Below are 25,904 nucleotides of genomic sequence, written 5' to 3'. Positions count from 1 at the left end.
TTAATTGATTTGATTTAAATTACATTCCTTCCAAAATTCCTAAGGATAAAAGCAGGATTGGATTGCTCAGAATTTCCCTTATTTTTTGACTTTCTATTTCTTGTATTCGCATGGACCAAACCTCTACTTATCGTCCGACCTATCTTTGGTTGATCACTTTGACTGCTGCCCTGGGAGGCTTTTTGTTTGGATACGATTGGGTGGTCATCGGGGGTGCCAAGCCTTTTTATGAACCTTTTTTTGACATTACTTCTGCGGCTGATCAAGGCTGGGCGACGAGTTCAGCTTTGGTAGGCTGTATGGTCGGGGCAGCGGGATGTATATTCCTGAGCGACCGATTGGGTAGAAAGAGATTATTGATCGCTGCTGGTTTTCTTTTCTCTCTGTCTGCCGTCGGAACAGCCCTGACTGAAAGTTTCTTTGGGTTTAACCTGTATCGGATTTTGGGAGGAGCGGCTATGGGAATAGCACTCAATCTTTCTCCGCTCTATATCTCGGAAATGTCTCCTGCGGAGAAGCGTGGCCGAATGGTGACCATCAATCAGCTTTTGATCATGTTTGGGGTGCTTCTCGCCCAAGTAGTCAATTGGCAGATTTCCCTTTTGGATACCGGGTTGGTAGAGGGAGCTTCTTTTGATCAGATCGCGGCGAGCTGGAGCGGGCAGGAAGGCTGGCGATGGATGTTTGGAGCGGAAGTGATTCCCGCTGCTTTGTTTTTCATTCTGATGTTTTTTGTCCCAGAGAGTACCCGATGGCTGATCAAAAATGGTGAAGTGGAGCGAGCTAGGACCGTATTGACCAAGCTGGGTGGAGCTACTTATGCCGAGGATTCCATTCGGGAGACTTTGGATACCCTCTCTAGAGGCGATGAATCCCAAATCAATCTACGTGCTTTGTTCCAGCCAAAGATTATAAAGCTTTTGGCATTAGGAATCTTTCTGGCCTTTCTTCAGCAGTGGAGTGGAATCAATGTGGTCATTTATTATGCCGCGGATATTTTTCAGGCAGCCGGTTTTACCCTAAAGCAGATGATGCTCAATATCGTGGTGATAGGAGGTGTAATGGTTCTTTCGGTTTTTGTCACTTTGGCGACAGTAGATAAGTACGGCAGAAAGTCCATTCTTTTGACCTGCTTAGGAGCGATGAGCTTGCTTTATTTGGGAATTGGGTACTCTTTTTTTGCAGAGTTGGGAGGAGGAATAGTTGTGGTCCTGGTCTTGGCGAATGTGATGTTTTATTCCATTTCTTTAGCACCCTTGTTATGGGTGTTGCTGTCGGAAATCTTTCCCAATCGGGTTAGGGGAGCAGCTATCTCTATTGGTGCTTTGGCCCATTGGGTAGGCAACTTCACGCTGACCTATTTCTTCCCTGCAATCAAAGAAAACCTAGGTTGGGCCAATAATTTCTGGCTCTATGGGGCGATTTGTGCCTTGGGTTTTCTGGTACTTTGGAAGGTACTCCCTGAGACTAAGGGGAAATCCTTGGAGGAATTGGACCGGGAGTTAGGATGATTAGTAGGCGGTAGGCAGTTTGGGAGCATTGGAGTGAGTTAGGAAGTTGGATGACCGATGACCGATATTGCGTCATTGCGAGTGACACTTGAAAATCTAAAGGTGAGATGAAATCAGTCGAGTCGCGAAGCAATCTCATTAGAAGTTAAAAGACTGCTTTCCACCTAGGCGGACAGGCTGTCGTTCCTCCCTGCCTCGTTGGCAGACAGGCTCGCAGTGACGAAACTCTCGATATTTTATTTCGGTTTTTCCTAGAGCAATTCTCCAAGTCCTTTTGTGGTTTTAAAAGTGGAAGGTCGGAAAGTTTGATATTAAAAGAGAATGTATATCCGCAATTGTACCAGCACTAAAGTAACTACAGATTAAGATTTTGAGATTGAGAATTTCACAGAATTTTTAAGTAGCTCCGAAGGAGCCAAACCATTCATGACCCTGTACGAAGTGTAGGGCAGCCATTGAAAATTTCCCTTCGTTGAGCCCTGGAGGGGTGAAACTTCGACCATTCACCCCTTCAGGGTTCATTTTCTACTATTCTGACTTTGCCCCCGGCTACACTGGGGGTTATGAATTGTGTCGATCCTTTGGATCTTAGGCTACTAAACATGGGTATCCCTATCTACTAATTTAATTTGTCATGTGGTATCACTGTGGATAATCATTTAAAGAGATTGGTTAATACCTAAGGCAAAAAATCCAGTCATTTTTTTCATTTGCCAACATTTGGTAAATTCAGACAGCTTGACATCTAAATGCTAATCTGATCTCCAAGCGAATTTTGATTTTTACCAAAACCTTGTTCTATGAAAAAAACACTTCTTTTCACTTTAGCTTTTCTGAGTTTTCTCCTTGCTGAGGCTCAGGAAACCTATCATGACTCTACTGCCCTTGCGATTTTGGACAAGATGAGTCAGACTATCGGGGAATTGAAATCCCTCAAGTTTAAAACTCAAACCTCCCAAGATGTAGCCTTTAGCAAGGATTATTTAATCAAAGACTACAAATCCGGAGAATACATTTTTCAGGGCCCTGACCGCTTGTTGGCAAAAGTCTCTCATAACGGCAAGGATCAATTCTATCTGTATGATGGCAAACAAATGGTCTATTACTCATTAGAAGACAATACGTATGCAGCAGCAGAGGCCCCGGCCAATACTTTGGACATGCTGGATCAGGTCAGTGAAGATTTTGGGATTGAGTTGGTCGTCGCTGATTTTCTTTACCCTGATTTCACAGCCAATCTGATGGAGAGTATGGATTATATTGAGTTTTTGGGAAAGACTGAAGTGAATGGGGAAAAATACCTCCATATAGGTGGTGCCAATTCTTCCATGACTTTTCAGATTTGGGTTTCTCAGGATTTGGTGATGAGACCCAAGCGGGTCGTGATTACCTATTTGGAGGAGCCTTATGCCCGTCAATTGGAAGTGACATTTGAAGAATGGCAAATCAATCAAAGCTATCCCGAGTCAATTTTTGAATTTATGCCTCCTCCGAATTCCCGTCAAATTATTTGGACTAAAAAAGACTGAAGATTATGAAGACCTTGAATAAAAAATTTTCACTTGCCATTGGCTTAATATTTCTGATGGTTTTTTCGATTGCAGAGCAGGGACTCGCTCAGCGATTTGCCGGAAGAGGTGGAGGAGGAGCAAGACCTGCTGCCTCGAGACCTACGACTTCACGTCCTACTCAAGCCAGACCGGCTAGCCGACCTACCCAATCCAGACCGACGACAAGTCAGGCAAGACCTACCTCTCGACCTACCAATAAGGAATCTTTGAATGGAGGATCCAATCGAGTCACTAGGCCTTCCAAGCCTGAAAGTAAAGTTGGTACACTGAAAGGCAATAATTCAGGCAATAGAACCAACAACATCAATACCGGTGATAGAGGATCAAACAATCGGGTCAATGTTGACAAAAGCAGAGGAGACGTCAATATTAATGTAGACAATAGCCGGCGTACCAATGTCAATGTCAGAAACAATCGAAACGTTGCCTACAGACCTCCCTATCGTCCTTATCCAAGACCTCCATACATGTGGGGAGGATTTGGTTTTTCTTGGTATCGACCCTATTACTATCATCCATTTGTTCCTTTCTATTGGGGACCAGTATGGCATCCATGGGGCTTTTTCGTAGCGACATTGGCAGTGACTGCCATTGTGGTTTCGGTGGATAATCAGGATTATCACTACGATGAAGGTGTTTTTTATGTCAAAGAAACTGATGGCTATGTGGTGGTAGAAGCCCCTCAGGGCGCGAATGTTACCGTAATTCCAAAAGAATCGGAAGTGGTAGAAGTGAGTCCAACAGTCAATAATTACTACTATGGGGGTACCTTCTATGAACAAAAAGATGGAACCTACACCGTGGTGCCACCTCCGGCAGGTTCTGTAGTTTCAGCCCTTCCTGAAGGAGCTGAAGAAGTAAAAGTAGGTGATCAAACCTTTGTGAAATACGGAGACACCTATTATATGCCCGTAGAAGTAGATGGAAAGAATATGTATGAGATTGTGCAGGTAGAGGAGGAGGATTAAGAATATTACCGCCAACCTAAGTAAACCCGGAGGAGACTTCGGGTTTTCTTTTTAGTTATAGGGTAAAGACCAATTTTTTCTAGTATAATTTCCAAAGCCTTTCCTAACTTGAGGGTTTTAGAGATAAAATGGAGTTTTTAGTATTCGCAGGGGTATTCTTTGGTGTTCTGACAAGTTGCTTGTTGCTCTTTTTTCCAGCTTCGAGAAAAAGCCTCAATAAGTATCTGGGAATTACGGTAATCTTTCTCGGATACGTTTTATTGATATCCTATTTCAATGGGACTGGGAAAATTTTAGAATTTCCTTACCTCATCAGAACAGGACATATTCCTACCTATTTGATTTTCCCTTTTCTCTATTTGTTTTACAAAGGAGCTATTACCGGAGAAAAAAAATGGAAACCTGAATATTGGTTGTTTTTTCTCCCCTCATTAGTTTATCTAATAGATTTCTCAACTTTTTTTGTTTTAGACTCCCAAGAGAAAATCCAAATCTTTTCAGGAAAAGTGAGCAATAGTGAAGCCTTATTTAAGGCAGATGAGGGCCTTTTTGGGATTGAAAAATTCCATTTTGTCTTCAGGACTTTATGGGGGACTTCTTTTTTGATTTTGATCGGAAAAATTCTTTGGAATTATAAATCAGAATTCCTCAAGAGCTCAAGACGTGAAAAGTCTTTCTTTCAGTTTTTGGTTCTGATCTGGGGGATTTTTGTGATTCTTCTTTTGGTTCCTGCTGTATTTAATTTGGTAGTTAAATTACAGGTATATACTGTATATTTTATTACAGTCACTTTAGCAATGGTGCTCATTTTAATCTCCCTGAGCTTGTTCTTTTATCCCTCTCTTTTGTACGGCTATATCTGGGATTATAAGGGAGAATTAGAGAAGATTAAAATTGTAAATGATACCATTGATTCCAACAAAAAGAGGGATGATGTCACCGAAGGGATTCAAGAAGATGAAATAAAAATTTACCAAAACTTAGAGAAGCATATTTTATCAAATAAATCCTTCCAACAGATTGGATTTACGATTCATATGCTCGCGCAGGAAACGGATATCCCTGCCTATAAAATTTCCACCATCATCAATGGGATAGCCAAAACGAATTTTAATTCTTGGCTAAATATTTACCGAGTAAATTTTTTCATTCAGTTGATAGAAAGTGGAGAAGGTGAAAAATATACCTTGGATTCTCTTTCCCAACAATGTGGGTTTAGCTCTAGAACGACATTGATCAATTCTTTTAAAAAGCAAACTGGGAATACCCCGGGGAATTACCTCAGAAGTCTAAAAAGTCAAAAATCTTGAATTTCTGTTCGGATTTTTGAAATGATTACTTTTTGAATCCTGATGGGAGCGCATAGGCACTAGTAATTGGGTAATTTACTTCTTATCCAATTCTTCTGTTTATGATAAAAAAGTCTAAAGGGAAAACTCTTTTTTTTCCTTCAATTTTCTCCCTACTCTTTTTTTTGATTTTGGGTGCCTGTTCCCAATCAAATGAATCTAATTCAGAAAATTCAAAAAATGCGACAGATGGCTCCATTCTTCCTTTTCCGGAACCACCATCTGCAAGTACTTATGGAGAAACCATATACGAAAGTGAGCACAAACGAAGGGAATACCCCAGACGATTGCCAGCGGATGCCCCGAATATAGTTATCGTATTAATGGACGATGTGGGATTTGGGGTTTCTTCCACCTTCGGGGGCGAGGTCAATACTCCGACCTTAAGCAAAGTGCTTGCTAATGGAATTGCTTATAATCAGTTTCATACCACAGCAATCTGTTCTCCAACTCGGGCATCTTTACTTACCGGACGAAATCATACCCGTGTAGGAAGTGGGACAATAGCAGAACGGGCCGTGGATTGGGATGGCTATACCGGAATTATTCCCAAAGAGGCAGCAACTGTAGCTGAAGTGCTTAAAAACTACGGATACAAAACCGCTGCTTTGGGAAAATGGCACAATACTCCAGCTAACCAAACCTCAGCTGCAGGACCGTTTGACTATTGGCCTGTGAATTATGGATTCCAGCATTTCTATGGATTTTTGGGTGGGGAGACCAGCCAATGGGAACCTGCATTGATCAATGATTTCACACCTGTTTCTGCCCCTCGGACTGAGGATTATCATCTAAGCACGGATTTGGCTGATCACGCCATTCAATGGCTGGAAAATCAAAAAGCTTTTGCCGATGATCAACCTTTTCTGCTCTATTTCGCACCTGGTGCAGGTCATGGTCCACATCATATTTGGAAGGAATGGGCAGATAAATACAAAGGAAAATTCGATGATGGATGGGATGCCTATCGAGAGCGGGTTTTCCAGCGTCAAAAGGAATTAGGCTTGATCCCTGCCAATGCGCAACTAACTCCCCGATCTGAAACTCAACCTTCTTGGGAAAGTATTCCTGAGTCGGAACGTCCTTTTCAAAGAAGACTGATGGAGGTTTTTGCCGGATTTGTAGAGCATGCAGATGTCCAAGTTGGACGAGTCTATGATGCCATCGAGGAGATGGGAGAAAAAGACAACACGATCTTCATCTACATCTGGGGAGACAATGGGAGCAGTGCAGAAGGGCAAAATGGTAGTATCAGTGAATTGCTAGCCCAAAACCTCATTCCCAATACCGTGGAGCAGCAATTGGCGGCCTTGGAGAAAATTGGCGGCTTAGATGCACTGGGAGGAAGAATCACAGAAAATATGTACCATGGAAGTTGGGCTTGGGCAGGAAACACTCCATTCAAGTACACCAAATTGGTTGCCTCTCATTTTGGAGGAACTCGAAATCCTATGGTCATCAGCTGGCCCAATAACATCAAACCTGACTCTAAGCCAAGATCACAGTTTCACCATGTGAATGATATCGTACCCACCCTTTACGATATTCTTGGGATTACCCCGCCGAAAGTAGTCAATGGTTTTGCCCAAATGCCTATGGATGGAATTAGCATGAAATATACCTTCGATGACCCGCAAGCTACACCAGCTCCAAAGGTTCAATTCTTTGACAACAATGGGAGCAGAGGAATTTACAAAGATGGATGGTATGCTTGCACCTTTGGACCTTTTCTTCCTTGGGTTCCTGGTGGAGGTCCAGGATTGAAGACCTGGGATCCCAAGAATGATGTTTGGGAACTGTATCACATTGCAGAAGATTTCAGCCAGATGAATGATTTGGCTGCACAGGAACCCGAAAAGCTGGCTGAGTTGAAAGCCTTATTCATGGAAGAAGCTAAAAAGAATAAAGACCTTCCAATAGGTGCCGGAAACTGGCTGCGTCTGCATCCGGAAGATGTGATTAAGTCTCCATACCGTGAATGGACTTTTACTCAGAGTACCAGAAGAATGCCTGAATTCTCGGCTCCAGGTTTAGGTAAAGCCAATAATACTGTGGTGATAGATCTGGAGGTACCAGCCAATTCCAACGGAGTCTTGTATGCCCTGGGAGGCTCAGGAGGTGGATTGACTGTTTTTATGGAAAATGGCAAGCTGACTTACGAGTACAATATGTTTTTGATTGAAAATTACTCGGTCACTACCGATAAAATCCCAGCAGGTAAGCATCAGATTAAATTAAAGACCGAATTGGAAAGACCCGGAGCCCCTGCTACAGTCACTATTTCTTTGAATGGGAAGGAAGTCGCTGTATGTAATGTAAAACAAACAGTTCCAGCAGCATTCAGCGCGACAGAAACTTTCGATGTGGGAGTTGATTTGGGTTCACCGGTTTCCTTAAAATACCATGAAAAAGCTCCCTTTGCGTTCAATGGGAAGATTCAATCTGTAAAAGTATCCTTGAATTAAAATCCATTTGGATTAAACGATCTGACCAATGAAAACTTCAAAATTTATTCTTGTTTCCATTCTTTCCATCTTTTTGTACAGTCTCGGAACTGTGGAAGCTCAAGCTCAAATCATCAATAAAAAGTCTCTGCTAAAAGATTTGAACGATACAGAAGGCATGGTGCTGGATGACAAGCAGAAAAAGGAATACAAATCGATAAATAATTCCACTGCGAATAGTCTGCTTGACTTGGAGAAGAAAAATCTTCCCAAGGCTGATCGAGATAAAGAAGTGGATCGGATTTTTGATAAGCGAGATAAAGATGTGGAAGGTCTTTTTGGTATTGATTCCAAAATAGAGGATACCCGAAAAACCTACCGAAAGAAAACCAGAGGCCTTCGACTTAAAATAAAAGCAGCAAAGCTGGTTTTGTGAGAAAAAATTGAACTGTTTCAAAAAGCTGATTGCTTTTAACACTTCCCTTCAATATCAGGGAAAATTTTGGCTCACTAGTTTCCTTAAAATACCATGAAAAAGCCCCCATTGCTTTCAATGGGAAGATTAAAAAAGTTAAAGTATCCCTAGACTAATTCACTGCATATGTATACCAAGAAAAAATCACGTTTAGTATTCCTTCTGGTTTTTGGAATGATCTCGTTCTCCACTTTTGCTCAGGAGACACCGCTCAGCATGGCAAAGCCAATAGAGGGAAAAGAAAACTGGCAAGCTGAAATTCCCAGACCCAAACAAGATCTAATCGCGGCTGATAAACTAGCAGCTTTGCGAAAGAAGACCGGTAAGAAGCCCAATATCCTTTGGTTTTTGATTGATGACATGGGCTATGGTGATCCGGGTTTCAATGGAGGGGGAGCCAGCATAGGAGCAGCTACTCCACATATGGATCGATTGGCAAAAGAGGGACTCAAGCTAACTTCTACCTATTCCCAACCCACCTGTACCCCAACCAGATCAGCAATTCTTACCGGGAGAATTCCCGCGCGTACGGGCTTGACTCGTCCGATTTTAGCAGGAGATAAGCTGACCAAAAATCCTTGGACTGATGAAATGAGTCTTCCTGCGATTCTTAGCCAAGCGGGCTATTCCACCGTGTTGACTGGCAAATGGCACATTGGTGAGTTAGAGGGCATGCGACCTTTTGAAGTCGGATTTGATGAATATTATGGATACTATGCTGCTGAGAAGGAAATTTCCCAATCATTTGACAAGAGACGCTACCCGGATTTGGTTCTGGATCCTTTCAAATTGAACGCGTACCAGCAAATGGGAGCTTCCAAAGATTTGGTCTATGGCAAAAAAGGAGGGAAAGAGGAGCTGGTCAAGGAAACCACTGGGACTCAGGATATGGCACAGGCGGACCAAGTTCTCAAAGAATTTTCTCTCAAAAAAATCAAAGAATTTGCTCAATCAGGTAAGCCCTTTTTCTTGGAGCATTCGTTCATGAAAGTTCACACTGATGTATGGGCCTCCAAGGAATTTGAAGGCAAGAGTGCAAGCAAATACCCCTACAAAGATGGTATTGTAGAAGTCGATGCCATTATAGGAGAAATCGTCGCAGAATTAGAAAAGCAAGGGCTGCTTGAAAACACCTTTATTTTCATCACTTCAGACAATGGTCCCCAGATGGATGCTTGGCCGGATTCGGGATTTACTCCCTTTCGAGGCACCAAGGGTTCGGCTTGGGAAGGAGGTACCAGAGTTCCAGGTGTTGCCTATTGGAAAGGAATGATTGGACCTGGAAGGGAAAGCGCTGAGCTTTTTGACCTTATGGATTTATACAATACCTCGGCTTATATCGCTGGAGCTTTAGATCTAATTCCTACCGACCGCCCCATCGACGGGATTAATCAGACCTCATTCCTCTTGGCCGATGATGGGCAATCGAAAAGAGACCGGATTCATACTTGGGTGGAAACCCAATTGGTTTCTATCCGCCTCCATGAATACAAAATGTATTTTCAGGTAACTGAATCTCAAGACCCGCACTTGATGATTGATCAATCTACAGTCACCAAAACCGGCTTGGCTCCTTGGTTATTCAATCTATACCTAGATCCAAAAGAATCCAGAGTAATGGGACATGCCCTGAGTCCATGGACAGCGGTCTTGGCAGCAGAGGCCAAATATCATGCAGCGAGCTTCCGAAAGTTCCCTCCAAAGGATGTGGGGTTGGGTCAATAAATCTTCTTCATGAAAGTTAGATATTTAAAAACATTCCTGTTTCTCACATTTTGCCTGATGGGGGGAACAAATGCCCTTTTTGCCCAAGGCGATGGACCACGGTCTTATCTGCTTTCTCCAAAAGGAGTGACCGGAATCAATGTGAAGTGGTTAGGAATGTCAGGAAATTTGATCCCTTCGGGGAGCGTGTTAGTTCCCGGTGCAAAAATTACTGCGGATATTTTTCCGATTACCCTTTTTCATACTTTTTCGGTCAAAGGTAGATTTGCGCAAGTTTTCTTCATGGTTCCTCCCGGATCCTCTACCGCTAGAGCAACTATAGGACCTCCGATCGGGCCTATTCCAGTCAATGAACTTTCAGCTTCTGGAACTTCAGATGGTTTTTTTGCCTTCAAACTTGGCCTTCTTGGTGCACCCGCTCTGGATGTTCAGACCTTTGTGACCAGTGATATGAAATTCTCCCTTTTTGGGGAATTGAGGTTTTGGTATTCAGGGACCTACACTTCTGAAAAGCTATTTAATCTTGGGACTAATAGGGGAACTTTTCAATTGGGACTTCCCATGGCGATCCCATTAAATAAAATCAGGGCCAAAGCTACCTGGCTGGAGATAGCCCCTTCACTTCAAATTTTCTCAGCCAATACAGATCCTGCAAGGGGTTCCTCGACTAGCAGAATTGAACAAAAGCCCATGCTGATTCTTGAAAACCACCTCTCTCATAATTTTAATCCCAAATTCTGGGGTTTGCTCAATCTGAGGTTTCAGACCGGAGGACAAACTTCTGCAGATGGGGTGAAGGATGAAAATTCCGTCACTGCTTTAGGTGGAGGAGTTGGCTTTGGCTATCAACTCCTTCCCCCGCTTGGTTTTGAGGTGGATTATGGGGGAGTCTTATTAAGCCAAAATGAATTGAAGGGAAATATGCTCAGAATGAGCTTGATTTTCACCTATGTCAATCTGAAAAAAGGAGCCTAAATCTAGCCATGTTATGAAATTTTTGTCCATCCTATTTATTGGCTTGATCTTGTCCTTTAGTCGTCCCGCTAAAGCTCAAGACAATGGAGATGCAGCTGCCAATGCAACAAACCCACTGGCCTTCGTCACCAAACTGCAGGTGCAACCCAATTTTACATGGAAGGGTGATGGGGCCCGTCAGATCAATTTGACCTCCAGGATTATCCAGCCTACGGCCACGATTGGATTGCCTTTTATCAAAAGTAAAAATCCAGAGAAAGTTTATACCATTTACCGACTTGAACTACCCTTAATTGGCCAGACTTTTCCGGAATCTCCTCAATCCAATGGAACTGGTCTGGGAGATTTGGTGCTATTGGATGCAGTGGTTTTCAAGCAAAAATGGGGCTTGCTGGGTGTGGGTCCTGGATTCATTATTCCTACTATGAACCCTTCCCAAATCAGTGGGCAAAAATGGGGAGTTGGACCGGCTATGGTTGCCCTAAATACGCGAACAAAAGGATTGCAATGGGGAGCATTGGCGCAGCAATACTTCACTTCTGGGGGAAATGAAAATCGCCCAAATCAAAGCTTTATGCTATTTCAGCCCATTTTCAACAAGATTCTTGGTGGAGGTAAGTTTGTTCAATTTAACCCGATCATGAATTTCAATTGGACGAATAAAACTTACAATATTCCGATTTCGGTGGCCTTTGGAAAAGCTTTCGCCAAAAACCTAAGTGTTTTCATTGCTCCAGAAGTGATGCTTTCAGGCCCGAATCAGGGAGATTTTACCCTTCGGTTTCAGCTCAATGCCATGTTCCCACCAAGCGGGAAATAAGCTTCTCCGAGCTTATTATTTCAAAGCTGATTTGATGATTTCCCGTTTGACAAACACTATAAAAAACCAAGAAATAAACCCTATAATAGCCCCGATGCTAGCGCCTAGAAGAATATCAAAAGGGTAGTGGACTCCAAGGTAAATTCGGGTATAGCTAACGACCACCGCATAGAGATACAGCCAGCCCAGATGCTTGATTTTCCCTTTCATTTTCAGATTGAGGAAGGTGGCCAATCCAAAGGTGTTTGCAGCATGGGAAGAGACAAATCCATACAAACCTCCGCATCTACCATAATTATGCATAATTCCTTCCCACCTAGGGTCATGGCAGGGGCGAAGTCTCTCCATTAAGGGCTTCAAAAAACCCGAGGTAAATTGATCCGCTGCCAAAATAGTCAACATCACTCCACCAAATACCCACCAACTTGCTTTGGGGTCTGCTATGTAAATTTTGTAAGCCAAAAAAGCATAAAGGGGAATCCAGGTGACTGTTTCGGTCATTTGAAACATAATTGGATCCAGCCAGTCTGCGTGAAAGGAGTTTAGCCAGAGGAAAAACTCCTCATCCCATTGTTTAAAAAGTTCTATCATAGCTCATAAGTTAACCAATCGAGGTCTTTTTTCAGATGCTCCAGGGTAAAAGCTTCGGGACTGCCCGGAGCAGGCTGATGCATGTATTCCCATTCGGCTTGTGGAGGCATACTCATTAGGATACTTTCCGTACGACCGTTGGTGTCGAGCCCGAATTTTGTCCCTGCATCCCAAACCAAGTTGAATTCTACATATCGACCCCTTCTGAGGTTTTGCCATGCTTTTTCTTGGTCTCCAAATGGTAAGGAGTGATTTTTCTTCATGAAATATCCATAGACCTCCGGGAAAAGCCTTCCGATGGATAAAGAAAAATCTAAGTGACTCTGAAACTCCTCATCAGATTTGGCACTCAACCGATCATAGAAAATCCCTCCGATTCCCCGGGTTTCATTTCGGTGCTTCAGAAAAAAGTAATCATCTGCCCATTTCTTGAATTTGGGATAATAGTTCATATCGAACTGATCACAGACTTTTTTTACTTCCTGATGGAAATAGTTAGCATCCTCCGGATTGATGTAATGGGGAGTCAAATCAATTCCTCCACCAAACCAATGCACTCCATTTTCCATCTCGAAATACCTGATATTCATATGAATGATCGGCACCATGGGACTGAAGGGATGCAAAACAATGGATACACCTGTGGCAAAGAATTCAGCCTTTTCCAGCCCAAGTTTTTGCAGGATTTTCTCAGGAGTGGGTCCATAGACGGCAGAGAAAGCAACACCTCCTTTTTCGATGATTTTTCCGCCTTCAAAAATCCGTGTTCTTCCGCCTCCTCCTTCGGGTCTTTCCCAAGCATCCTCCCTAAATTCTCCCTTTCCGTCCGCAAGAGTTAGCTCCTTGCAGATGTGGTCCTGTATGCCTCGGTATATATCCGCTATTTGTTCTTTAGATTTTCTCATGATGATTAGAAAGGATACCCTATGCCAAAATTAAATACAGTCTGCCCTCTTCGCCCAAAGGGGCTCTTGAAGGAAATATTGTCAAAGACCCATCTTTCCCCTTCTGGCTTGGATGGATCCACCGCTTTGGTAGCCAAATCCAGTCGGATGACCAGAAAGTCGAAGTCCATTCTAAGGCCGATTCCCGCTCCAACGGCGATTTCCTTGTAAAATCTATCCCAACGAAAATCTGCTCCGGGTCTTGCCGGATCCACTCCGATCATCCAGCTATTGCCGGCATCGATAAACAAGGCCATGTCAAAATAGCCAAAAAGATTTCTTCGATATTCCAGCATGGACTCCAAGATCATCTCGGCAGGTTGCTCATTGGTGTAGTCATATTCGCCTCCCTCACCGGTCTGTGGTACCGAACTCCCCGGGCCAAGTCGTCTCGCTTGCCATGCCCGTATACTGGTACCCCCTCCTGCAAAGAAATATTTTTCATAAGGAAGGATTCCTGCACTGACCCCGTAGGGCCTTGCCCAGCCAAAATTAAATCGATAGGCAAAGGTCTGCTTTTTATCTACCGGGTAGTACCTCCGAAAATCAATCTGGGTCTTGAGCCATTGGAAATTGGCAAATTCAATTCCCGGCTCGTCATTGCTTGGCGTTTCAAAAAAGTTGATGGAAGTTCCACCGCTTTCAAAAAACAGCTTGAGGAGGGATGCTTTATTGGTATTGAAATTCCCGTATTTGTTGAAATTGATGATGGTCTGTCCAGAAATACTACTGACAAAGGAGGGGAGAAAAGACCAAATCAAATTATTGCCCTGCTCTTGAAGTTCCAGCAAAATATCTGAAAATTCATCCTGAATTCGTGGAGTACGGACGTAGCTGATATCCGCAAGATTGAAGGTGAATATTTGTCTGCTATCCCGAGTCTGCCAATTGTAGGAGAGCTTTCCATTGATAGAGTTCCGCGTGTATTCAGGGCGATTGGTGTAATTATAACCAAACTGAGCTCGGGTATTGGGGTTGTATTTTCCAAACTTCTGAAGTGCTTGTGGAGCAAATGGAATCAAAAACCGGGGAAAAATCACGGCAAATCCAGCATTCACTTCACTGCTTTGATATACACCTTGCCCTGTAGCCGAAGCCACTCCTTCTAGCCCAGCCCGGAAATTAAACTCCAATATTTCCCCGGCTCGGAAAAAATTTCTATTTCTCAAAGCAGTGCTGAAAAACGGCCCTGGAAGCTGTTCGGTAATGGTTAATCCCGCCTGATTGGTCAATTGGTATTTTTGATTGGGTTGGGTGATAATATCAGCCCTCAGTCTAGTGCCTAACGTATCAAAAGTAATGTTGACAAACCGGAAAAGGTCCAAATTGCTCAACAACCTTTGGGTTTCTATTGCATTGGTTCGGCTGTAGGTGGTGCCTTCCTGAAGTAAAATCCTAGAAGCAAGGACCTTTTCAGAGTATCGGTCTAGATAAAAAGAAAAATCTATATTGTTGAAACTTCGCAGGACTCTCCGGTCAGTAAAATCGTTACTTGGAGCATTGATTCGGAAGGTGATCGAGTCAAGGGTGTAGGCGTGGTGTTTTTCAGCAAAGGTTGGGTCAAGAATAATCCGTTCTACATTGACGATCTTTTTTGCAGTGTCCTTGTAAACAATGTAATTGATATAGGACTTGGAAAACATGAAAAACCCGTTGTTTTTCAGGACCTCTTCTATTCGGTTTCGTTCTCGGATGATATCGTCCTGTACGTAGATATTTCCTTTTTTCAGATGAGTTTTATCCCGATTTGCCTTGAGTATGGCTTCTACATTTTCGCTGGAAGGTCTATACTGAAGAGAGTCGATACGATAAGGTTCTTTCTCCACGATCTCATAGGTCACAGTCGCTTTTTGATTTTTTACTTCCACTCCGTAATCTACTTTGGCGTCGAAGAAGCCGTGATTGACCAAATAGGCTTCGAGGTTTTTGGATGATTTATCTGTCAAATTACTGTCCAGTAGTACCACCGGATTTCCGGTCCGCATGAGTGCATTTCCGTATTCCAGTTTTTTGGTTAAGCTCTCGATTTTAGAGCTTAGCTTTTCTTCTCTTTTTTCCAGTTTCCTATCTTTGGGGCTTTCTTCTTCGGCCAGCTCAATTTCTGCTTTCTCTTTTTTGAGCGCTTCCAGATTATCTGCGATTTCCAGACTATCATAAAACTTCTCCCCGAAACGATAAATGTTTACACCCAAGGAGGTCCCAAGAAATCGAGTGTTTGGCTCTTGGTCCAGAAGGCCAGACAAGGCTTCTTGATCTGAATTTTCTACGCCTTGGAGCTTGTTTTCATAAACTACATATTGATTTTCCTCTAAGTTTCTGGTCAGTGAACAACCGAAACAGATTCCAAGCAGAGTAATAAAAAGTATATATTTGGAGGATTTCAAATTGGGAATAATCGGAAAGGATGCTAAGCAAAAATACGGTTAAGTTTATAAAATCCTTACATCAAAAAAAATACCGTACCGAATCCGGGATGTTCTTTGTGGAAGGTGAAAAGAGTGTTTTGGAGGTGTTGGATTCGGATTTTTTGATTGAAAAGCTCTTCATCACTGAGTCCTTTGAGCAGAAGCATTTTACTCTTCTAAAGTCTTCTTCAGGATCTGTGGAGATAGTCACTCAAAACCAACTTGAGCAAATAGGTCAGTTTCAATCCAACGATTCTGCTCTTGCATTGGTTAAAATGAAGGTTAATCAAGCATTCAACCCCTCTCCGGGTGAGTGGATTTTGGCTTTGGATGAAATAAGAGATCCGGGAAACTTGGGGACCATAATCCGAATTGCTGACTGGTATGGCATCAAGCGCCTGGTTTTTTCTCTTCATACAGCCGAGTTTTATAATCCAAAAGTCATCCAAGCTACGATGGGATCCTTCACCCGAGTGGAGTTTTTTTACGAAGATTTGGCAAAAGTCTTCAATCGCTGGAAGCTCCCTGTATATGGGGCGTTTTTGGATGGCAAAAACATCCATTCTCTTCAAAATGTCCAGCCTGGGGTGATACTGATGGGAAATGAATCCAATGGCATTTCTCAAGAATCCGGCACATGGGTGACAGAGAAAGTGACCATCCCGGGCTTTGGACAGGCCGAATCTCTCAATGTGGCTATTGCTACGGCCATTATCTGCGATAATTTCAAACGTCTTTCGCAGTGATGAGGCTCAAGCTCTTCCAAACGCTCTCCAAAGTTGGGATCAACGGGTTTTTGTTGGGAATATTTTTTTCTATAGCACTCGCATCCTGGTTTCCGGAAATAGGTTCTGAGCAAGCAGTTATTCCTTGGAAACCCATCATCAATGTGGGAATCGCTTTGCTTTTCTTTTTCTATGGAGTCAAGCTAAATCCAGAACAACTTAAGGCTGGCCTTAGCAATTGGAAACTTCATCTGCTTATCCAGTCGGCCACATTCTTGCTTTTCCCTGTTTTGGTTTGGGCTTTGATGAAGTTTATTCCTTGGATTGATGAGGATTTCAAATTGGGAATAATTTACCTCTCGGTTCTTCCTTCGACGGTCAGTGCATCCGTGGTCATGGTATCTATTGCCGGGGGTAATCTACCTGCTGCGATATTCAATGCCAGCATATCCAGTCTTTTGGGTGTGATTTTCACCCCGGCATGGATGGGAGTTATGGCAGGAGGAGTGGAGGGGGAGTTGGATTTTTGGTCTACTTTGGGCGAGCTTTCCTTAAAAGTAATTTTGCCGGTTTGCTTAGGGATTCTGAGTCATGGTTGGCTTTTCCCTAAGTTGAAGGGAGTTTTGCTCAAATTGAAATACGTAGATCAATCCGTAATTATGATCATCGTATTTACTTCATTTGCAGAATCTTTTGCTCAACATATTTTTTCATCCTATGAAATATCTTCCTTAGTCTTAGTCGCAATGACCATGCTGGGGATTTTTATCCTTGTGATGGCGATTTTAGAAGTATTAAGCCGAACTCTGGGATTCTCCTTTAAGGATCGGGTTACCACACTTTTTTGCGGATCCAAAAAATCCCTGGTTCATGGGGTAGTGATTGGAAAAGTGATTTTCCCCAATCCCGCAGTATTGGGATTGGTCCTGCTACCTGTAATGCTTTATCATATTCAACAGCTCATTTTTGGAAGCATGCTGGCAGGATACTTTGGAAGAAAACCAAATTAAGTTCCCTCTTGATCCTTCTTCTTTGGAATTTCCAAATTTCCTTGAGGGGAAATGAGGTGTAAATCCCGCTGCGGGAATGGAATTTTGATGCCGTTTAGTTTGAAGAGTTCATTGATTTTACTCACCAGATCTCCTTTGACAAAAGGATAATCAAAATAATTATTCAACCAGAATACCACTTCGATTTCAATACTGCTGTCCGAAAATTCGACAGGAACTACTCTCGGGACAGGGAAATTTCTGATTCTGGTATCTTCAGAGACAATTCCTTTGACAAGGGCGACAGCTTTTTGAAGGTCTGATTCGTAGGAAATTCCAACGATCAAGCTGAGCTTTCTTCCTTTGCCTGTAGTCCAATTGATCAATTGCTTGCTGATCAAATCGCCGTTTGGAATTACTACCATGGATCCTTCAAACATATTGACCACGCTACTTCGGAATCCAATGGACTTCATTGTTCCTGGTTTACCGTCAATTTCAATCAAATCTCCAACCTTTACTGTGTTTTCAAAGGCTAAGATCAATCCACTGACCAAGTTGTTTACCAAGCCCTGCAGACCCAAACCAATCCCCACCGATAAAGCGCCGAGTATGATGGTGATTTTATCCAAAGGAATTCCGGAAGCTGCAAACGCTAAAAATAATCCGAGGCAAATGACAAAGATTTGGACTAATAGCAGCCAGCTTCCAAAACTGATTCTCTTTCGCTGATCATCAGAATTGATAGAATCCGGATCTGCAGAAAATAAAGACAGTAGCCTCGAAATCAGTACAGAAATAAACAAGATGACCAAAAAAACAAAGACCCCATTAATTGAGAAAGCATAAGAACCAATTACTCTTTCCTCAGTGAGAAACTCATTGATATTCTGTGAAATTTGGGTGAAGGCGTAAAAATTCTTACCAATCAATAAGGCCCAGCCAAGGATCAAGAAGAAATAAAATATCCCAGGTGCTCTAGTCCCTATTTTATCAAAGTTGATGAAGAACATGTCTTTCTCTGGAGTAGCATAGACTTTATTGGCAATATTTAAACCTTGGTTGATTAATCGGACAGTCCAAAGAAGAAGAATCCCCAAGACTATCCCCATATATCCGGAGACCATAAAAGACTTGGCTAAATTGAATCTTCCCATGAAGTTTAAGACCATGGAGATAAATTCAAGAATACCCAAAAGCCAAATGAAATACATGATCCTTTTTTCTTTGAGGTCTTCAGATTTTTTATTGAAAACCATGTAGATCAGAAAGATTACACCGATGGATGCTATTCCATACATCAAGTAGTGTTCTTGAATTGTAGGGAGTAAAATCATATTTGCCAAGCCTGCCAAAAGGAAAAATATCACAGTACAAACCCAGAAAAAGCGCCAGAAGGCTTTCAAATACCCTTTAAAGATTAGAGAGAGAGCAATGCTAGAAATCAACCAAACTGTCCAATAAAAGATAAAAGGAGGGTTGATGAAAAAGAATTGGAAAATCCCCAAGGTAATGACCAAGGCCGATTGGATTGGACTCTTTAAGATTAGGTTGTTTTCATCAATAGGGTCATGACTTAGACTTTCACTCGGTTTATTTTTAAGCCGATTGATAAAAAGCCAAACAATAAAGAAAATCACTACTGTGAATAAGACTCTGCCTTGATAAATATTTACATAGTACCTTAAGGCGTATTTTTCCTTGATTATCGAAGCTTCTATAGATTCTTTCAGGGATTGAGTATAGTATCGGTCTTGAGGATCAGAAGGAACTTCGGACTCAAAGATCTTGGAATTCAGGTCACTTCTGGATATTTCAATTCCATCAATGAGAGAATTGAGTTGATAAATCAATTCGTTTAATGAAGTTTGGATCTCGTCTACTTGTTTTTTTCTGGAAAGTAAGGAATCTTCTACTGGGCGTGTTTGGATGGATATTTCAGTTACATCTTTTGTGTATTGAACTGCCTCCAAAGTATCCAAGGGTAGTTTGAAAAGTTCTGGTTGGGCGGAAATGGAGTCGATTCTGTAATGAGAAAGTCTCATTTCTTTCGCGTAAGAATCTACCTCCTCCTTTCTGGCCTCAGTTTTTTGGGTGATTTCTCGTAAGATGGCCGAGGACACGGCTAGGTTTCTTTCTGATTTGACCGTTGAAAAATTGTCATTAATCCCGATTAAAATTTTTGGAAGAAGATTTTGAATTTCAAGAAGTTCATCAGAAATGAGGTCAAAATCGGGGTGATTGGCCAAGATTCTTTTCAGTGTATTGATTTCATTTCTGAAATCAGCAATCAGAAGGTTTTGAGTAAGGTAATTTTTGCGGCTTTGGTATTTCTCCAGATTTTTGGTATAAGCTTTATTCAATTCTACCTCCATGATCTTCATCAGATCAATCTCTTGTGTTTTTTGCAAATTGACCAAAGAGGAATCTGATGGGAAAATTCGAGTAAATGAGGGTTGATTCTCTGAAGAGAGCTCTTGGATTTTCAAGGAATCATTTGCTGGTATCGAATCAGGATTTTGAGAAAATGCAGGGAAGGAATAAATGAGAAAGACAAAAATGGATGTCAGAGACTTTCCTGAAAACAGGGCTGTTTTAGAGATTTTTTTTCTCATTATTGAGGATTCAAATGATCATTAAACTAAATAAAAGAGGGTTAATAACCAAAAACCTTTGTTCCCCGCCAATATGACTTTTTAATTATATGCTCATGATGTAGAAAAGAATTGCCATAGAAAAAATAGTTCAATTAAATGAAAATGGAGAGCATCGCTCTCCATTTTAGTTACATGTATTTTTTTGACAATTCTTCCACTAGCTCTAGATAAGCTTCTTTTGCTTCTTCCTTAGATTTTCCTTTATAATTCAGCCAAGACATATATTTTGCTGCTGCCTTAAAATCAAATCCTCCCGGTCTTTCGCCTTCGTTGTCTCCTTCAGTGGCCTGTTTGTATAGCCCGTAGAGTTTAAGGAGCTCCTCATTGGTGGGTCGGGTAGTGAATTTTTGTGTGAGGGCCATGGCCTCATCGAGTGTAGTTGGTTTCATGAAAACTGAGAAGTGGATTTTGAGTTTCCAAATTTGCTACCATTCTTGAAATAAGAAAAGGGTATGAACAAAAAAAAGCCGGCTTAAGCCGGCTTTTTTACTTGATTTTATCGTTTGTTCAGACTGACATAGTCTCTTTCTGTAGCTCCAGTGTAGACTTGTCTCGGACGACCGATTGGCTCTCCGTTTTCTCTCATTTCTTTCCACTGAGCAATCCATCCCGGGAGACGTCCCAGAGCAAACATTACCGTAAACATATCGGTAGGGATACCCAGGGCACGATAGATGATTCCTGAGTAGAAGTCCACATTTGGATAGAGTTTTCTCTCTACGAAATATGGATCACTCAAAGCTGCCATTTCCAGTTCTTTGGCAATGTCTAGAATAGGATCATTGACTCCCAATTTTTCCAATACATCGTCTGCCGCTTTCTTGATGATTTTGGCACGCGGATCAAAGTTTTTATAAACTCTGTGACCAAATCCCATCAATCGGAAAGGATCATTTTTGTCTTTGGCTTTGTCCAAGTACTTTTTAGCATCTCCGCCGTCAGCCTTGATGGCTTCGAGCATTTCGATGACTGACTGGTTAGCTCCTCCATGAAGTGGTCCCCAAAGTGCATTGATGCCCGCTGAGATGGAGGCGTAGATGGAAGCTTGGGAAGAACCTACAATTCTCACAGTCGATGTTGAGCAGTTTTGCTCATGGTCGGCATGAAGAATCAAAAGGGAATCCAAGGCTTTGGCTACCACAGGATCTACTTCGTACTTTTCAGCAGGAAGGGCAAACATCATTTTTAGGAAGTTGGAGCAGTAGTCCAATGAATTGTCCGGATAGTTGACCGGATGTCCCATTTTGTTTTTGTAAGCCCAAGCGGCAAAAGTCGGCATCTTTGCAATCAATCGTATGATGCTGAGATTGACCTCATCTTGACTTCTGTTTGGATTAAGAGAATCAGGATAGAAGGCGGAAAGAGAGCATATCAAGGAGGAAAGGACGCCCATTGGGTGGGCATTGGAAGGGAAACCATCCAGAATCTTTTTGATATCCTCATGGACCAAGGTATGGTAGGTGATTTCTTTGGTGAAGCTTTCAAATTGCTTCTGCGTGGGAAGTTCACCGTAGATCAATAGGTACGCGACTTCAATAAAGCTGGATTTTTCAGCCAAGTCTTCAATTCTATATCCTCTATAGCGGAGGATTCCCTGCTCTCCGTCCAAAAAAGTAATGGCACTAGTGGTGGAACCTGTGTTTTTGTATCCCGGGTCGAGGGTAATCAGACCCGTGGCACTACGAAGTTTGGCAATATCAATAGCAGGTTCGTTTTCAGTGCCGATGGTTACCGGAAACTCAAAATCTTGTCCGTTGTAGGACAACTTGGCGGATTCAGACATATCTCGTTAGTTTGGATTTTTATTAAGCGTAAAACTTTAAAATCGGCCTTAAGTTAATAAAACCGATGATTTTTTATGGATTTTATTCCTTGAGAAGAAGGATAATTATGCAAAGGATTACGATGGAAACTGGAAATGGGTTAAGCGTTTGGAAATGAAGTAATTGATTCCAGTCATTTTCATAGCTACTCCTTATTGATTCCATAAGGTTCCTTTTAAAGCAAAAAAAAAGCCCATAAGGGCTATTTTTTTATTCGCAGAAGTGCTCAAACACCTCTACCAAATGATCTCCAATCATTTTTGCATTTCTTCCTTCGATATGGTGTCTTTCAATGAAGTGAACCAATTCTCCATCCTTAAAAAGAGCCATAGCTGGTGAAGAAGGAGGATAAGGCAATACCAATTCTCTTACTTTGGCAACAGCTTCTCGATCGTTACCTGCAAATACGGTAGCCAGGTTGCTTGGTTTTTTTGAGGCATTTTCAAGTGCATATCGCACGCCCGGTCTTGCTGCACCGGCAGCACAGCCACATACTGAATTGACCACTACGAAGGTGGTGCCTTTATGATTGGGACCCAAGTGTTCGGCTACTTGTTCGGCAGTTCTGAATTCCTGGAATCCGACATTGGATAGTTCTGCTCGCATGGGGGCAATGAGTTCTTCAGGGTACATATGTTTTGCTTTTTATATAATCGATTAAAGAAATCCTAATTCAAGTTTGGCGGCCTCAGACATCATGTCTTGAGAGTAGGGGGGGTCAAAAGTCACCTCGACCTCGACATTATTGATTCCCTGGATTTGCTGTATTTTATCTTTTACTTCTGTAGGAATGTATTCAGCAGAGGGACAATTCGGAGAGGTAAGGGTCATTTGAAGGTAGACATTGTTCACCGGATACACGGTGATTTCGTAGATGAGTCCAAGCTCATATACGTCCACTGGTATTTCAGGATCATAGACCTGCTTAATCGCCTGGACTACTTTGTCCCGAAGATTTTCGACTTGGGTAGTGCTTTCAGCTGGATTAGTTGATTCCATATCAGGCATTTTGCTTGGATTGAAAGGCCAAAGCGTACAATTTCATTTGTTTGATCATTGCAGCCAATCCATTGGATCTTTGGCTGCCGATGATATTTCCCATTCCGATCCGATCGATAAAGTCCAGATTGGCTGCAATAATCGCCTCAGGCTTCTGCTTATCAAGTACTCGAATCAAGAGAGAAATCAGACCTTTGGTAATATCAGTATTCGAGTCTGCCTGGTAGTGAACCTTGCCATCGACTTCATCTGCTATCAGCCATACTTTGGATTGACAGCCTTTGATGATATTGTCTTCTTTTTTTTCGGATTCGGGAAAAGAATCAAGCGATCCTCCTAATTCCATGATGTAGAAGATGGTCGATTCCCGATCATCGCCCAATACCTCAAATTCGGATACGATTTCGTCTTGAATTTCTTGAATGCTCATTTGTTTTTCAGTCTCGCGATTCGTTCTACACCTTCTGCCAGAGATTCTATCTCCGATTTGGTATTGTAAACTGCAAAAGAAGCCCGAACAGTTCCCTCCAATCCCAGTCGTTTCATCAAAGGCTGAGTACAGTGATGCCCAGTCCGGACAGCAATTCCCCTTGCATCTAGCATTTGCCCAACATCAAAAGGATGCATACCCTTGATATTGAAAGATAATACGGAGACTTTCTCCTCGGCCGTTCCAACAGGGATAAAACCTTTGATCGGTAGCATCAGTTCGTTGGCATATGCCAAAAGTTCATCTTCATGGGTCTTGATTCGGGATTTTTTCAGGCTTTGGATAAAATCCAAGGAGGTTTTGAATGCAATGACATCCGCAATGTTTGGGGTTCCTGCTTCGAATTTGAAAGGAATATCATTGTAGGTCGTTTTTTCGAAACTGACCTCTTTGATCATTTCTCCTCCTCCTAAAAAAGGTGGCATTGCTTCCAAAACTTCTCGTTTTCCATACAAAATTCCCAGCCCGGTCGGTCCGTACAATTTATGAGCTGAGAAAGCCAAAAAGTCACAGTCCAGTTCTTGGACATTTACATCCAAATGAGAAGTGGACTGAGCCCCGTCCAGAAGGACTTTTGCGCCGACTGCATGAGCAGCTTCGACTATTTTTTTGACCGGGTTAATTGTGCCCAAAGCATTGGAAGCATGAACGATGCTTACCAGTTTGGTTTTTGGGGAAAGAAGCTTTTCAATCTCCTCCCAAATCACTTCACCGGAATCGGTAATCGGAATTACCTTCAAAACTGCCCCTTTTTCCTCGCAAAGCATTTGCCAAGGCACGATATTCGAGTGATGCTCAAGTGTGGAAATGAGGATTTCATCTCCTTTACCAATAAATTTTCTCCCAAAAGTCAGGGCCACCAAATTGATACTTTCTGTAGTTCCCTTGGTGAAAATTATTTCGGCAGATTCCTTTGCATTGATGAATTTCTGGACTGTCTCGCGGGTATTTTCATAATACCTAGTAGCCCGATCTGCCAAAGCATGGGCTCCGCGGTGGATATTCGAATTGTCGTGCTCGTAATAGTTGGTCAGGGAATCCAAAACTGACTGCGGCTTTTGGGTAGTTGCCGCATTGTCAAAATAAATCAAGGGTTTGCCATGCACTTCTTGATGAAGCACAGGAAACAAACCCCTGATTGATGCAATATTTAGGCTCATGAAATTAGAATTTGCTTCCCAGCCTCTCCTGAATCAGGGAAATGGCATAGGAACGGAAGCTTTCTTCTTCAATTTTTTCTAAAACCTCTCCCGCGAAAGCATATAAAAGCAAACCTGTGGCGGTATTTTTGTCGATACCTCTGGCTTTGAGGTAGAAAAGTGCCTCTTCGTCAAGCTGTCCTACGGTACATCCGTGAGAGCATTTGACATCATCGGCCCAAATCTCCAATTGCGGCTTGGTATTGACAATAGCGTCTTCTGAAAGCAGGATGTTGTTATTTTGCTGAAAGGCATTTGTCTTTTGAGCATCTTGCCTTACGAAGATTTTTCCATTGAATACTCCCCGGCTTTGGTCTGCAAGGATCCCTTTGTAAAGCTCATTGGACTCTGCATGAGGAATGGTATGATCTACGTTGGTGTGATTATCCACATGGGTTTTCCCATTTAGCAGATAGACGCCATACATATTTCCTTCTGAGTTGCTTCCCAAAAGATTCAAAGTCAGATTGTTTCTGACCATATCTCCAGAAAGGGAAAGGTTTACAGAGGTAAATCTGGAATCCTGAAAAATGTCTGTGTGGATATTGCTGACTTCGATTGCGTTTTTGCTTTCATTTTGCAAACGATAGTAGTTCACATGGGAGTTAAGCCCTCCTTTGATTTCAACTACCTTATTCACAAAATAAGAATCCTCACTTGTACTGATGCTATGATCGATAAATGTAACCTCTGAGAAATCTCCCACCTCAATCCATACTCTAGGCTGAATCACCTGCCCTGAATTGGCTTGATTGAACGATAGCAAAAGAATTGGTTTTTCTATTTTTTGCTTTTTTGGAACACTTACGAAGATTCCGTCAGAAAAAGAGGCAAGATTCAGAGCGGAGAATGGATCTTTTTCCGGTTTAGCAATACTTCCCAAAGGAGTATTTCTTACTTCAGAAAGGGAGGAAATTGTAATTCCTTCGGGGGAAGTAGAGAGTTCAGGCAGGTATTTTCCATTGGTGAAAACCAAAACGTCCCCATTAAATCCTTCAAATAAGGCGGATTGAATGTCTTCTTTGGAAACTGCAAATGGAAGAGCATATTTAAACCCCTGGATTTTGCTTTCCAGCTTCTTCGCGATGGAAGTAAACTTATATTCCTCTTCCTTCAAAGCAGGTAGTCCCTGAGTCAGGTAAGTTTCTTTTGCCTGAGTTCTGATAGAGGCAAAAGAGGAGGAAGCTGAATCCAAAAGCGATTGAAATGTATCTTGTTTTGTCAAGGTACTCATGATGGTAGTT

General features: G+C 42.2%; 22 protein-coding genes. 11 read left to right on the top strand and 11 right to left on the bottom strand.

Going from position 1 to position 25,904, the window contains the following annotated elements:
• The first annotated feature begins 110 nt into the window (after positions 1-110).
• The 9 genes from AAA942_RS17075 to AAA942_RS17035 all read left to right on the top strand — a co-directional run bounded on the left by AAA942_RS17075 (position 111) and on the right by AAA942_RS17035 (position 11,838).
• Complete coding sequence (locus AAA942_RS17075; protein WP_338221512.1) at positions 111-1,511, top strand: sugar porter family MFS transporter; 1,401 nt, start codon at positions 111-113, stop codon at positions 1,509-1,511.
• 800 nt (positions 1,512-2,311) lie between these two features.
• Positions 2,312-3,040 (top strand): DUF2092 domain-containing protein, encoded by a 729-nt coding sequence (locus AAA942_RS17070; RefSeq protein WP_338221511.1) that lies wholly within the window; start codon positions 2,312-2,314, stop codon positions 3,038-3,040.
• A gap of 5 nt (positions 3,041-3,045) precedes the next feature.
• Entirely contained in the window at positions 3,046-4,050 is a 1,005-nt protein-coding gene (locus AAA942_RS17065; protein WP_338221510.1) for a DUF6515 family protein, read from the top strand.
• Positions 4,051-4,760: 710 nt separating this feature from the next.
• A complete protein-coding gene (locus AAA942_RS17060) occupies positions 4,761-5,360 on the top strand; it encodes a helix-turn-helix domain-containing protein (RefSeq protein WP_338221509.1) in 600 nt (199 codons plus the stop codon).
• Between the two features lie 101 nt (positions 5,361-5,461).
• The gene (locus AAA942_RS17055) at positions 5,462-7,864 is read left to right on the top strand and encodes an arylsulfatase (RefSeq protein ID WP_338221508.1); all 2,403 of its coding nucleotides are present in this window, start codon (positions 5,462-5,464) and stop codon (positions 7,862-7,864) included.
• Positions 7,865-7,892: 28 nt separating this feature from the next.
• A complete protein-coding gene (locus tag AAA942_RS17050; RefSeq protein ID WP_338221507.1) occupies positions 7,893-8,279 on the top strand; it encodes a hypothetical protein in 387 nt (128 codons plus the stop codon).
• A gap of 165 nt (positions 8,280-8,444) precedes the next feature.
• Positions 8,445-10,043, top strand: coding sequence for an arylsulfatase (locus AAA942_RS17045; protein ID WP_338221506.1), 1,599 nt, complete (start codon positions 8,445-8,447; stop codon positions 10,041-10,043).
• Positions 10,044-10,052: 9 nt separating this feature from the next.
• Positions 10,053-11,018 carry a transporter gene (locus AAA942_RS17040; protein WP_338221505.1) on the top strand — a complete coding sequence of 322 codons (966 nt, stop codon included), beginning with the start codon at positions 10,053-10,055 and terminating at the stop codon, positions 11,016-11,018.
• Positions 11,019-11,031: 13 nt separating this feature from the next.
• Positions 11,032-11,838 carry a hypothetical protein gene (locus AAA942_RS17035; RefSeq protein WP_338221504.1) on the top strand — a complete coding sequence of 269 codons (807 nt, stop codon included), beginning with the start codon at positions 11,032-11,034 and terminating at the stop codon, positions 11,836-11,838.
• A 15-nt stretch (positions 11,839-11,853) separates the two neighbouring features.
• On the opposite strand, the gene AAA942_RS17030 is transcribed toward AAA942_RS17035, so the two are convergent.
• From AAA942_RS17030 to tamL, 3 genes are read right to left on the bottom strand one after another with little or no spacing between them, the layout of a single operon-like run.
• Positions 11,854-12,429 (bottom strand): phosphatase PAP2 family protein, encoded by a 576-nt coding sequence (locus AAA942_RS17030; protein WP_338221503.1) that lies wholly within the window; start codon positions 12,427-12,429, stop codon positions 11,854-11,856.
• Complete coding sequence (gene hemF, locus AAA942_RS17025; protein ID WP_338221502.1) at positions 12,426-13,334, bottom strand: oxygen-dependent coproporphyrinogen oxidase; 909 nt, start codon at positions 13,332-13,334, stop codon at positions 12,426-12,428. Before hemF ends, AAA942_RS17030 begins: the two co-directional genes overlap by 4 nt.
• Positions 13,335-13,339: 5 nt before the next feature.
• Positions 13,340-15,757: a translocation and assembly module lipoprotein TamL gene (gene tamL, locus AAA942_RS17020; protein ID WP_338221501.1), complete on the bottom strand. Its 2,418-nt coding sequence runs from the start codon at positions 15,755-15,757 to the stop codon at positions 13,340-13,342.
• 20 nt (positions 15,758-15,777) lie between these two features.
• Here tamL and AAA942_RS17015 point away from each other — a divergent pair, with 20 nt between their 5' ends.
• Entirely contained in the window at positions 15,778-16,524 is a 747-nt protein-coding gene (locus tag AAA942_RS17015; RefSeq protein WP_338221500.1) for a TrmH family RNA methyltransferase, read from the top strand.
• A complete protein-coding gene (locus AAA942_RS17010; protein ID WP_338221499.1) occupies positions 16,524-17,513 on the top strand; it encodes a bile acid:sodium symporter family protein in 990 nt (329 codons plus the stop codon). The genes AAA942_RS17015 and AAA942_RS17010 overlap by 1 nt, the downstream gene beginning before the upstream one ends.
• Here the strand turns inward: AAA942_RS17010 and AAA942_RS17005 are convergent.
• The 8 genes from AAA942_RS17005 to sufD all read right to left on the bottom strand — a co-directional run bounded on the left by AAA942_RS17005 (position 17,510) and on the right by sufD (position 25,894).
• Positions 17,510-20,107, bottom strand: coding sequence for a mechanosensitive ion channel domain-containing protein (locus AAA942_RS17005; protein WP_338221498.1), 2,598 nt, complete (start codon positions 20,105-20,107; stop codon positions 17,510-17,512). The genes AAA942_RS17010 and AAA942_RS17005 overlap by 4 nt on opposite strands.
• 170 nt (positions 20,108-20,277) lie before the next feature.
• A complete protein-coding gene (locus AAA942_RS17000) occupies positions 20,278-20,538 on the bottom strand; it encodes an acyl-CoA-binding protein (RefSeq protein ID WP_338221497.1) in 261 nt (86 codons plus the stop codon).
• A 107-nt stretch (positions 20,539-20,645) separates the two neighbouring features.
• On the bottom strand, positions 20,646-21,932 hold the full coding sequence (locus tag AAA942_RS16995; RefSeq protein ID WP_338221496.1) for a citrate synthase: 1,287 nt from the start codon (positions 21,930-21,932) through the stop codon (positions 20,646-20,648).
• A gap of 250 nt (positions 21,933-22,182) precedes the next feature.
• Positions 22,183-22,605 carry a BrxA/BrxB family bacilliredoxin gene (locus tag AAA942_RS16990; protein ID WP_338221495.1) on the bottom strand — a complete coding sequence of 141 codons (423 nt, stop codon included), beginning with the start codon at positions 22,603-22,605 and terminating at the stop codon, positions 22,183-22,185.
• 24 nt (positions 22,606-22,629) lie between these two features.
• The gene (locus tag AAA942_RS16985; protein ID WP_338221494.1) at positions 22,630-22,971 is read right to left on the bottom strand and encodes an iron-sulfur cluster assembly protein; all 342 of its coding nucleotides are present in this window, start codon (positions 22,969-22,971) and stop codon (positions 22,630-22,632) included.
• A 1-nt stretch (position 22,972) separates the two neighbouring features.
• Positions 22,973-23,401, bottom strand: a complete 429-nt coding sequence (locus AAA942_RS16980; RefSeq protein WP_338221493.1) for a SufE family protein — start codon at positions 23,399-23,401, stop codon at positions 22,973-22,975.
• A complete protein-coding gene (locus AAA942_RS16975) occupies positions 23,398-24,621 on the bottom strand; it encodes a cysteine desulfurase (protein WP_338221492.1) in 1,224 nt (407 codons plus the stop codon). Before AAA942_RS16975 ends, AAA942_RS16980 begins: the two co-directional genes overlap by 4 nt.
• A gap of 4 nt (positions 24,622-24,625) precedes the next feature.
• Positions 24,626-25,894: a Fe-S cluster assembly protein SufD gene (sufD, locus tag AAA942_RS16970; RefSeq protein ID WP_338221491.1), complete on the bottom strand. Its 1,269-nt coding sequence runs from the start codon at positions 25,892-25,894 to the stop codon at positions 24,626-24,628.
• Positions 25,895-25,904: the final 10 nt, after the last annotated feature.

This window comes from Algoriphagus sp. oki45 (assembly GCF_036245605.1).
In the GTDB taxonomy this organism is placed as follows: domain Bacteria; phylum Bacteroidota; class Bacteroidia; order Cytophagales; family Cyclobacteriaceae; genus Algoriphagus.
This window is presented reverse-complemented; position numbering and strand designations above follow the sequence as displayed.

What these genes read in the sequence shown, in the direction of transcription:
- AAA942_RS17075 (WP_338221512.1), top strand. Translation starts at nt 111, where the DNA reads ATGGACCAAACCTCTACTTATCGTCCGACCTATCTTTGGTTGATCACT.
- AAA942_RS17070 (WP_338221511.1), top strand. Translation starts at nt 2,312, where the DNA reads ATGAAAAAAACACTTCTTTTCACTTTAGCTTTTCTGAGTTTTCTCCTT.
- AAA942_RS17065 (WP_338221510.1), top strand. Translation starts at nt 3,046, where the DNA reads ATGAAGACCTTGAATAAAAAATTTTCACTTGCCATTGGCTTAATATTT.
- AAA942_RS17055 (WP_338221508.1), top strand. Translation starts at nt 5,462, where the DNA reads ATGATAAAAAAGTCTAAAGGGAAAACTCTTTTTTTTCCTTCAATTTTC.
- AAA942_RS17050 (WP_338221507.1), top strand. Translation starts at nt 7,893, where the DNA reads ATGAAAACTTCAAAATTTATTCTTGTTTCCATTCTTTCCATCTTTTTG.
- AAA942_RS17045 (WP_338221506.1), top strand. Translation starts at nt 8,445, where the DNA reads ATGTATACCAAGAAAAAATCACGTTTAGTATTCCTTCTGGTTTTTGGA.
- AAA942_RS17040 (WP_338221505.1), top strand. Translation starts at nt 10,053, where the DNA reads ATGAAAGTTAGATATTTAAAAACATTCCTGTTTCTCACATTTTGCCTG.
- AAA942_RS17035 (WP_338221504.1), top strand. Translation starts at nt 11,032, where the DNA reads ATGAAATTTTTGTCCATCCTATTTATTGGCTTGATCTTGTCCTTTAGT.
- AAA942_RS17030 (WP_338221503.1), bottom strand. Translation starts at nt 12,429, where the DNA reads ATGATAGAACTTTTTAAACAATGGGATGAGGAGTTTTTCCTCTGGCTA.
- hemF (WP_338221502.1), bottom strand. Translation starts at nt 13,334, where the DNA reads ATGAGAAAATCTAAAGAACAAATAGCGGATATATACCGAGGCATACAG.
- AAA942_RS17015 (WP_338221500.1), top strand. Translation starts at nt 15,778, where the DNA reads ATGCTAAGCAAAAATACGGTTAAGTTTATAAAATCCTTACATCAAAAA.
- AAA942_RS17010 (WP_338221499.1), top strand. Translation starts at nt 16,524, where the DNA reads ATGAGGCTCAAGCTCTTCCAAACGCTCTCCAAAGTTGGGATCAACGGG.
- AAA942_RS17005 (WP_338221498.1), bottom strand. Translation starts at nt 20,107, where the DNA reads ATGAGAAAAAAAATCTCTAAAACAGCCCTGTTTTCAGGAAAGTCTCTG.
- AAA942_RS17000 (WP_338221497.1), bottom strand. Translation starts at nt 20,538, where the DNA reads ATGAAACCAACTACACTCGATGAGGCCATGGCCCTCACACAAAAATTC.
- AAA942_RS16995 (WP_338221496.1), bottom strand. Translation starts at nt 21,932, where the DNA reads ATGTCTGAATCCGCCAAGTTGTCCTACAACGGACAAGATTTTGAGTTT.
- AAA942_RS16990 (WP_338221495.1), bottom strand. Translation starts at nt 22,605, where the DNA reads ATGTACCCTGAAGAACTCATTGCCCCCATGCGAGCAGAACTATCCAAT.
- AAA942_RS16985 (WP_338221494.1), bottom strand. Translation starts at nt 22,971, where the DNA reads ATGGAATCAACTAATCCAGCTGAAAGCACTACCCAAGTCGAAAATCTT.
- AAA942_RS16980 (WP_338221493.1), bottom strand. Translation starts at nt 23,401, where the DNA reads ATGAGCATTCAAGAAATTCAAGACGAAATCGTATCCGAATTTGAGGTA.
- AAA942_RS16975 (WP_338221492.1), bottom strand. Translation starts at nt 24,621, where the DNA reads ATGAGCCTAAATATTGCATCAATCAGGGGTTTGTTTCCTGTGCTTCAT.
- sufD (WP_338221491.1), bottom strand. Translation starts at nt 25,894, where the DNA reads ATGAGTACCTTGACAAAACAAGATACATTTCAATCGCTTTTGGATTCA.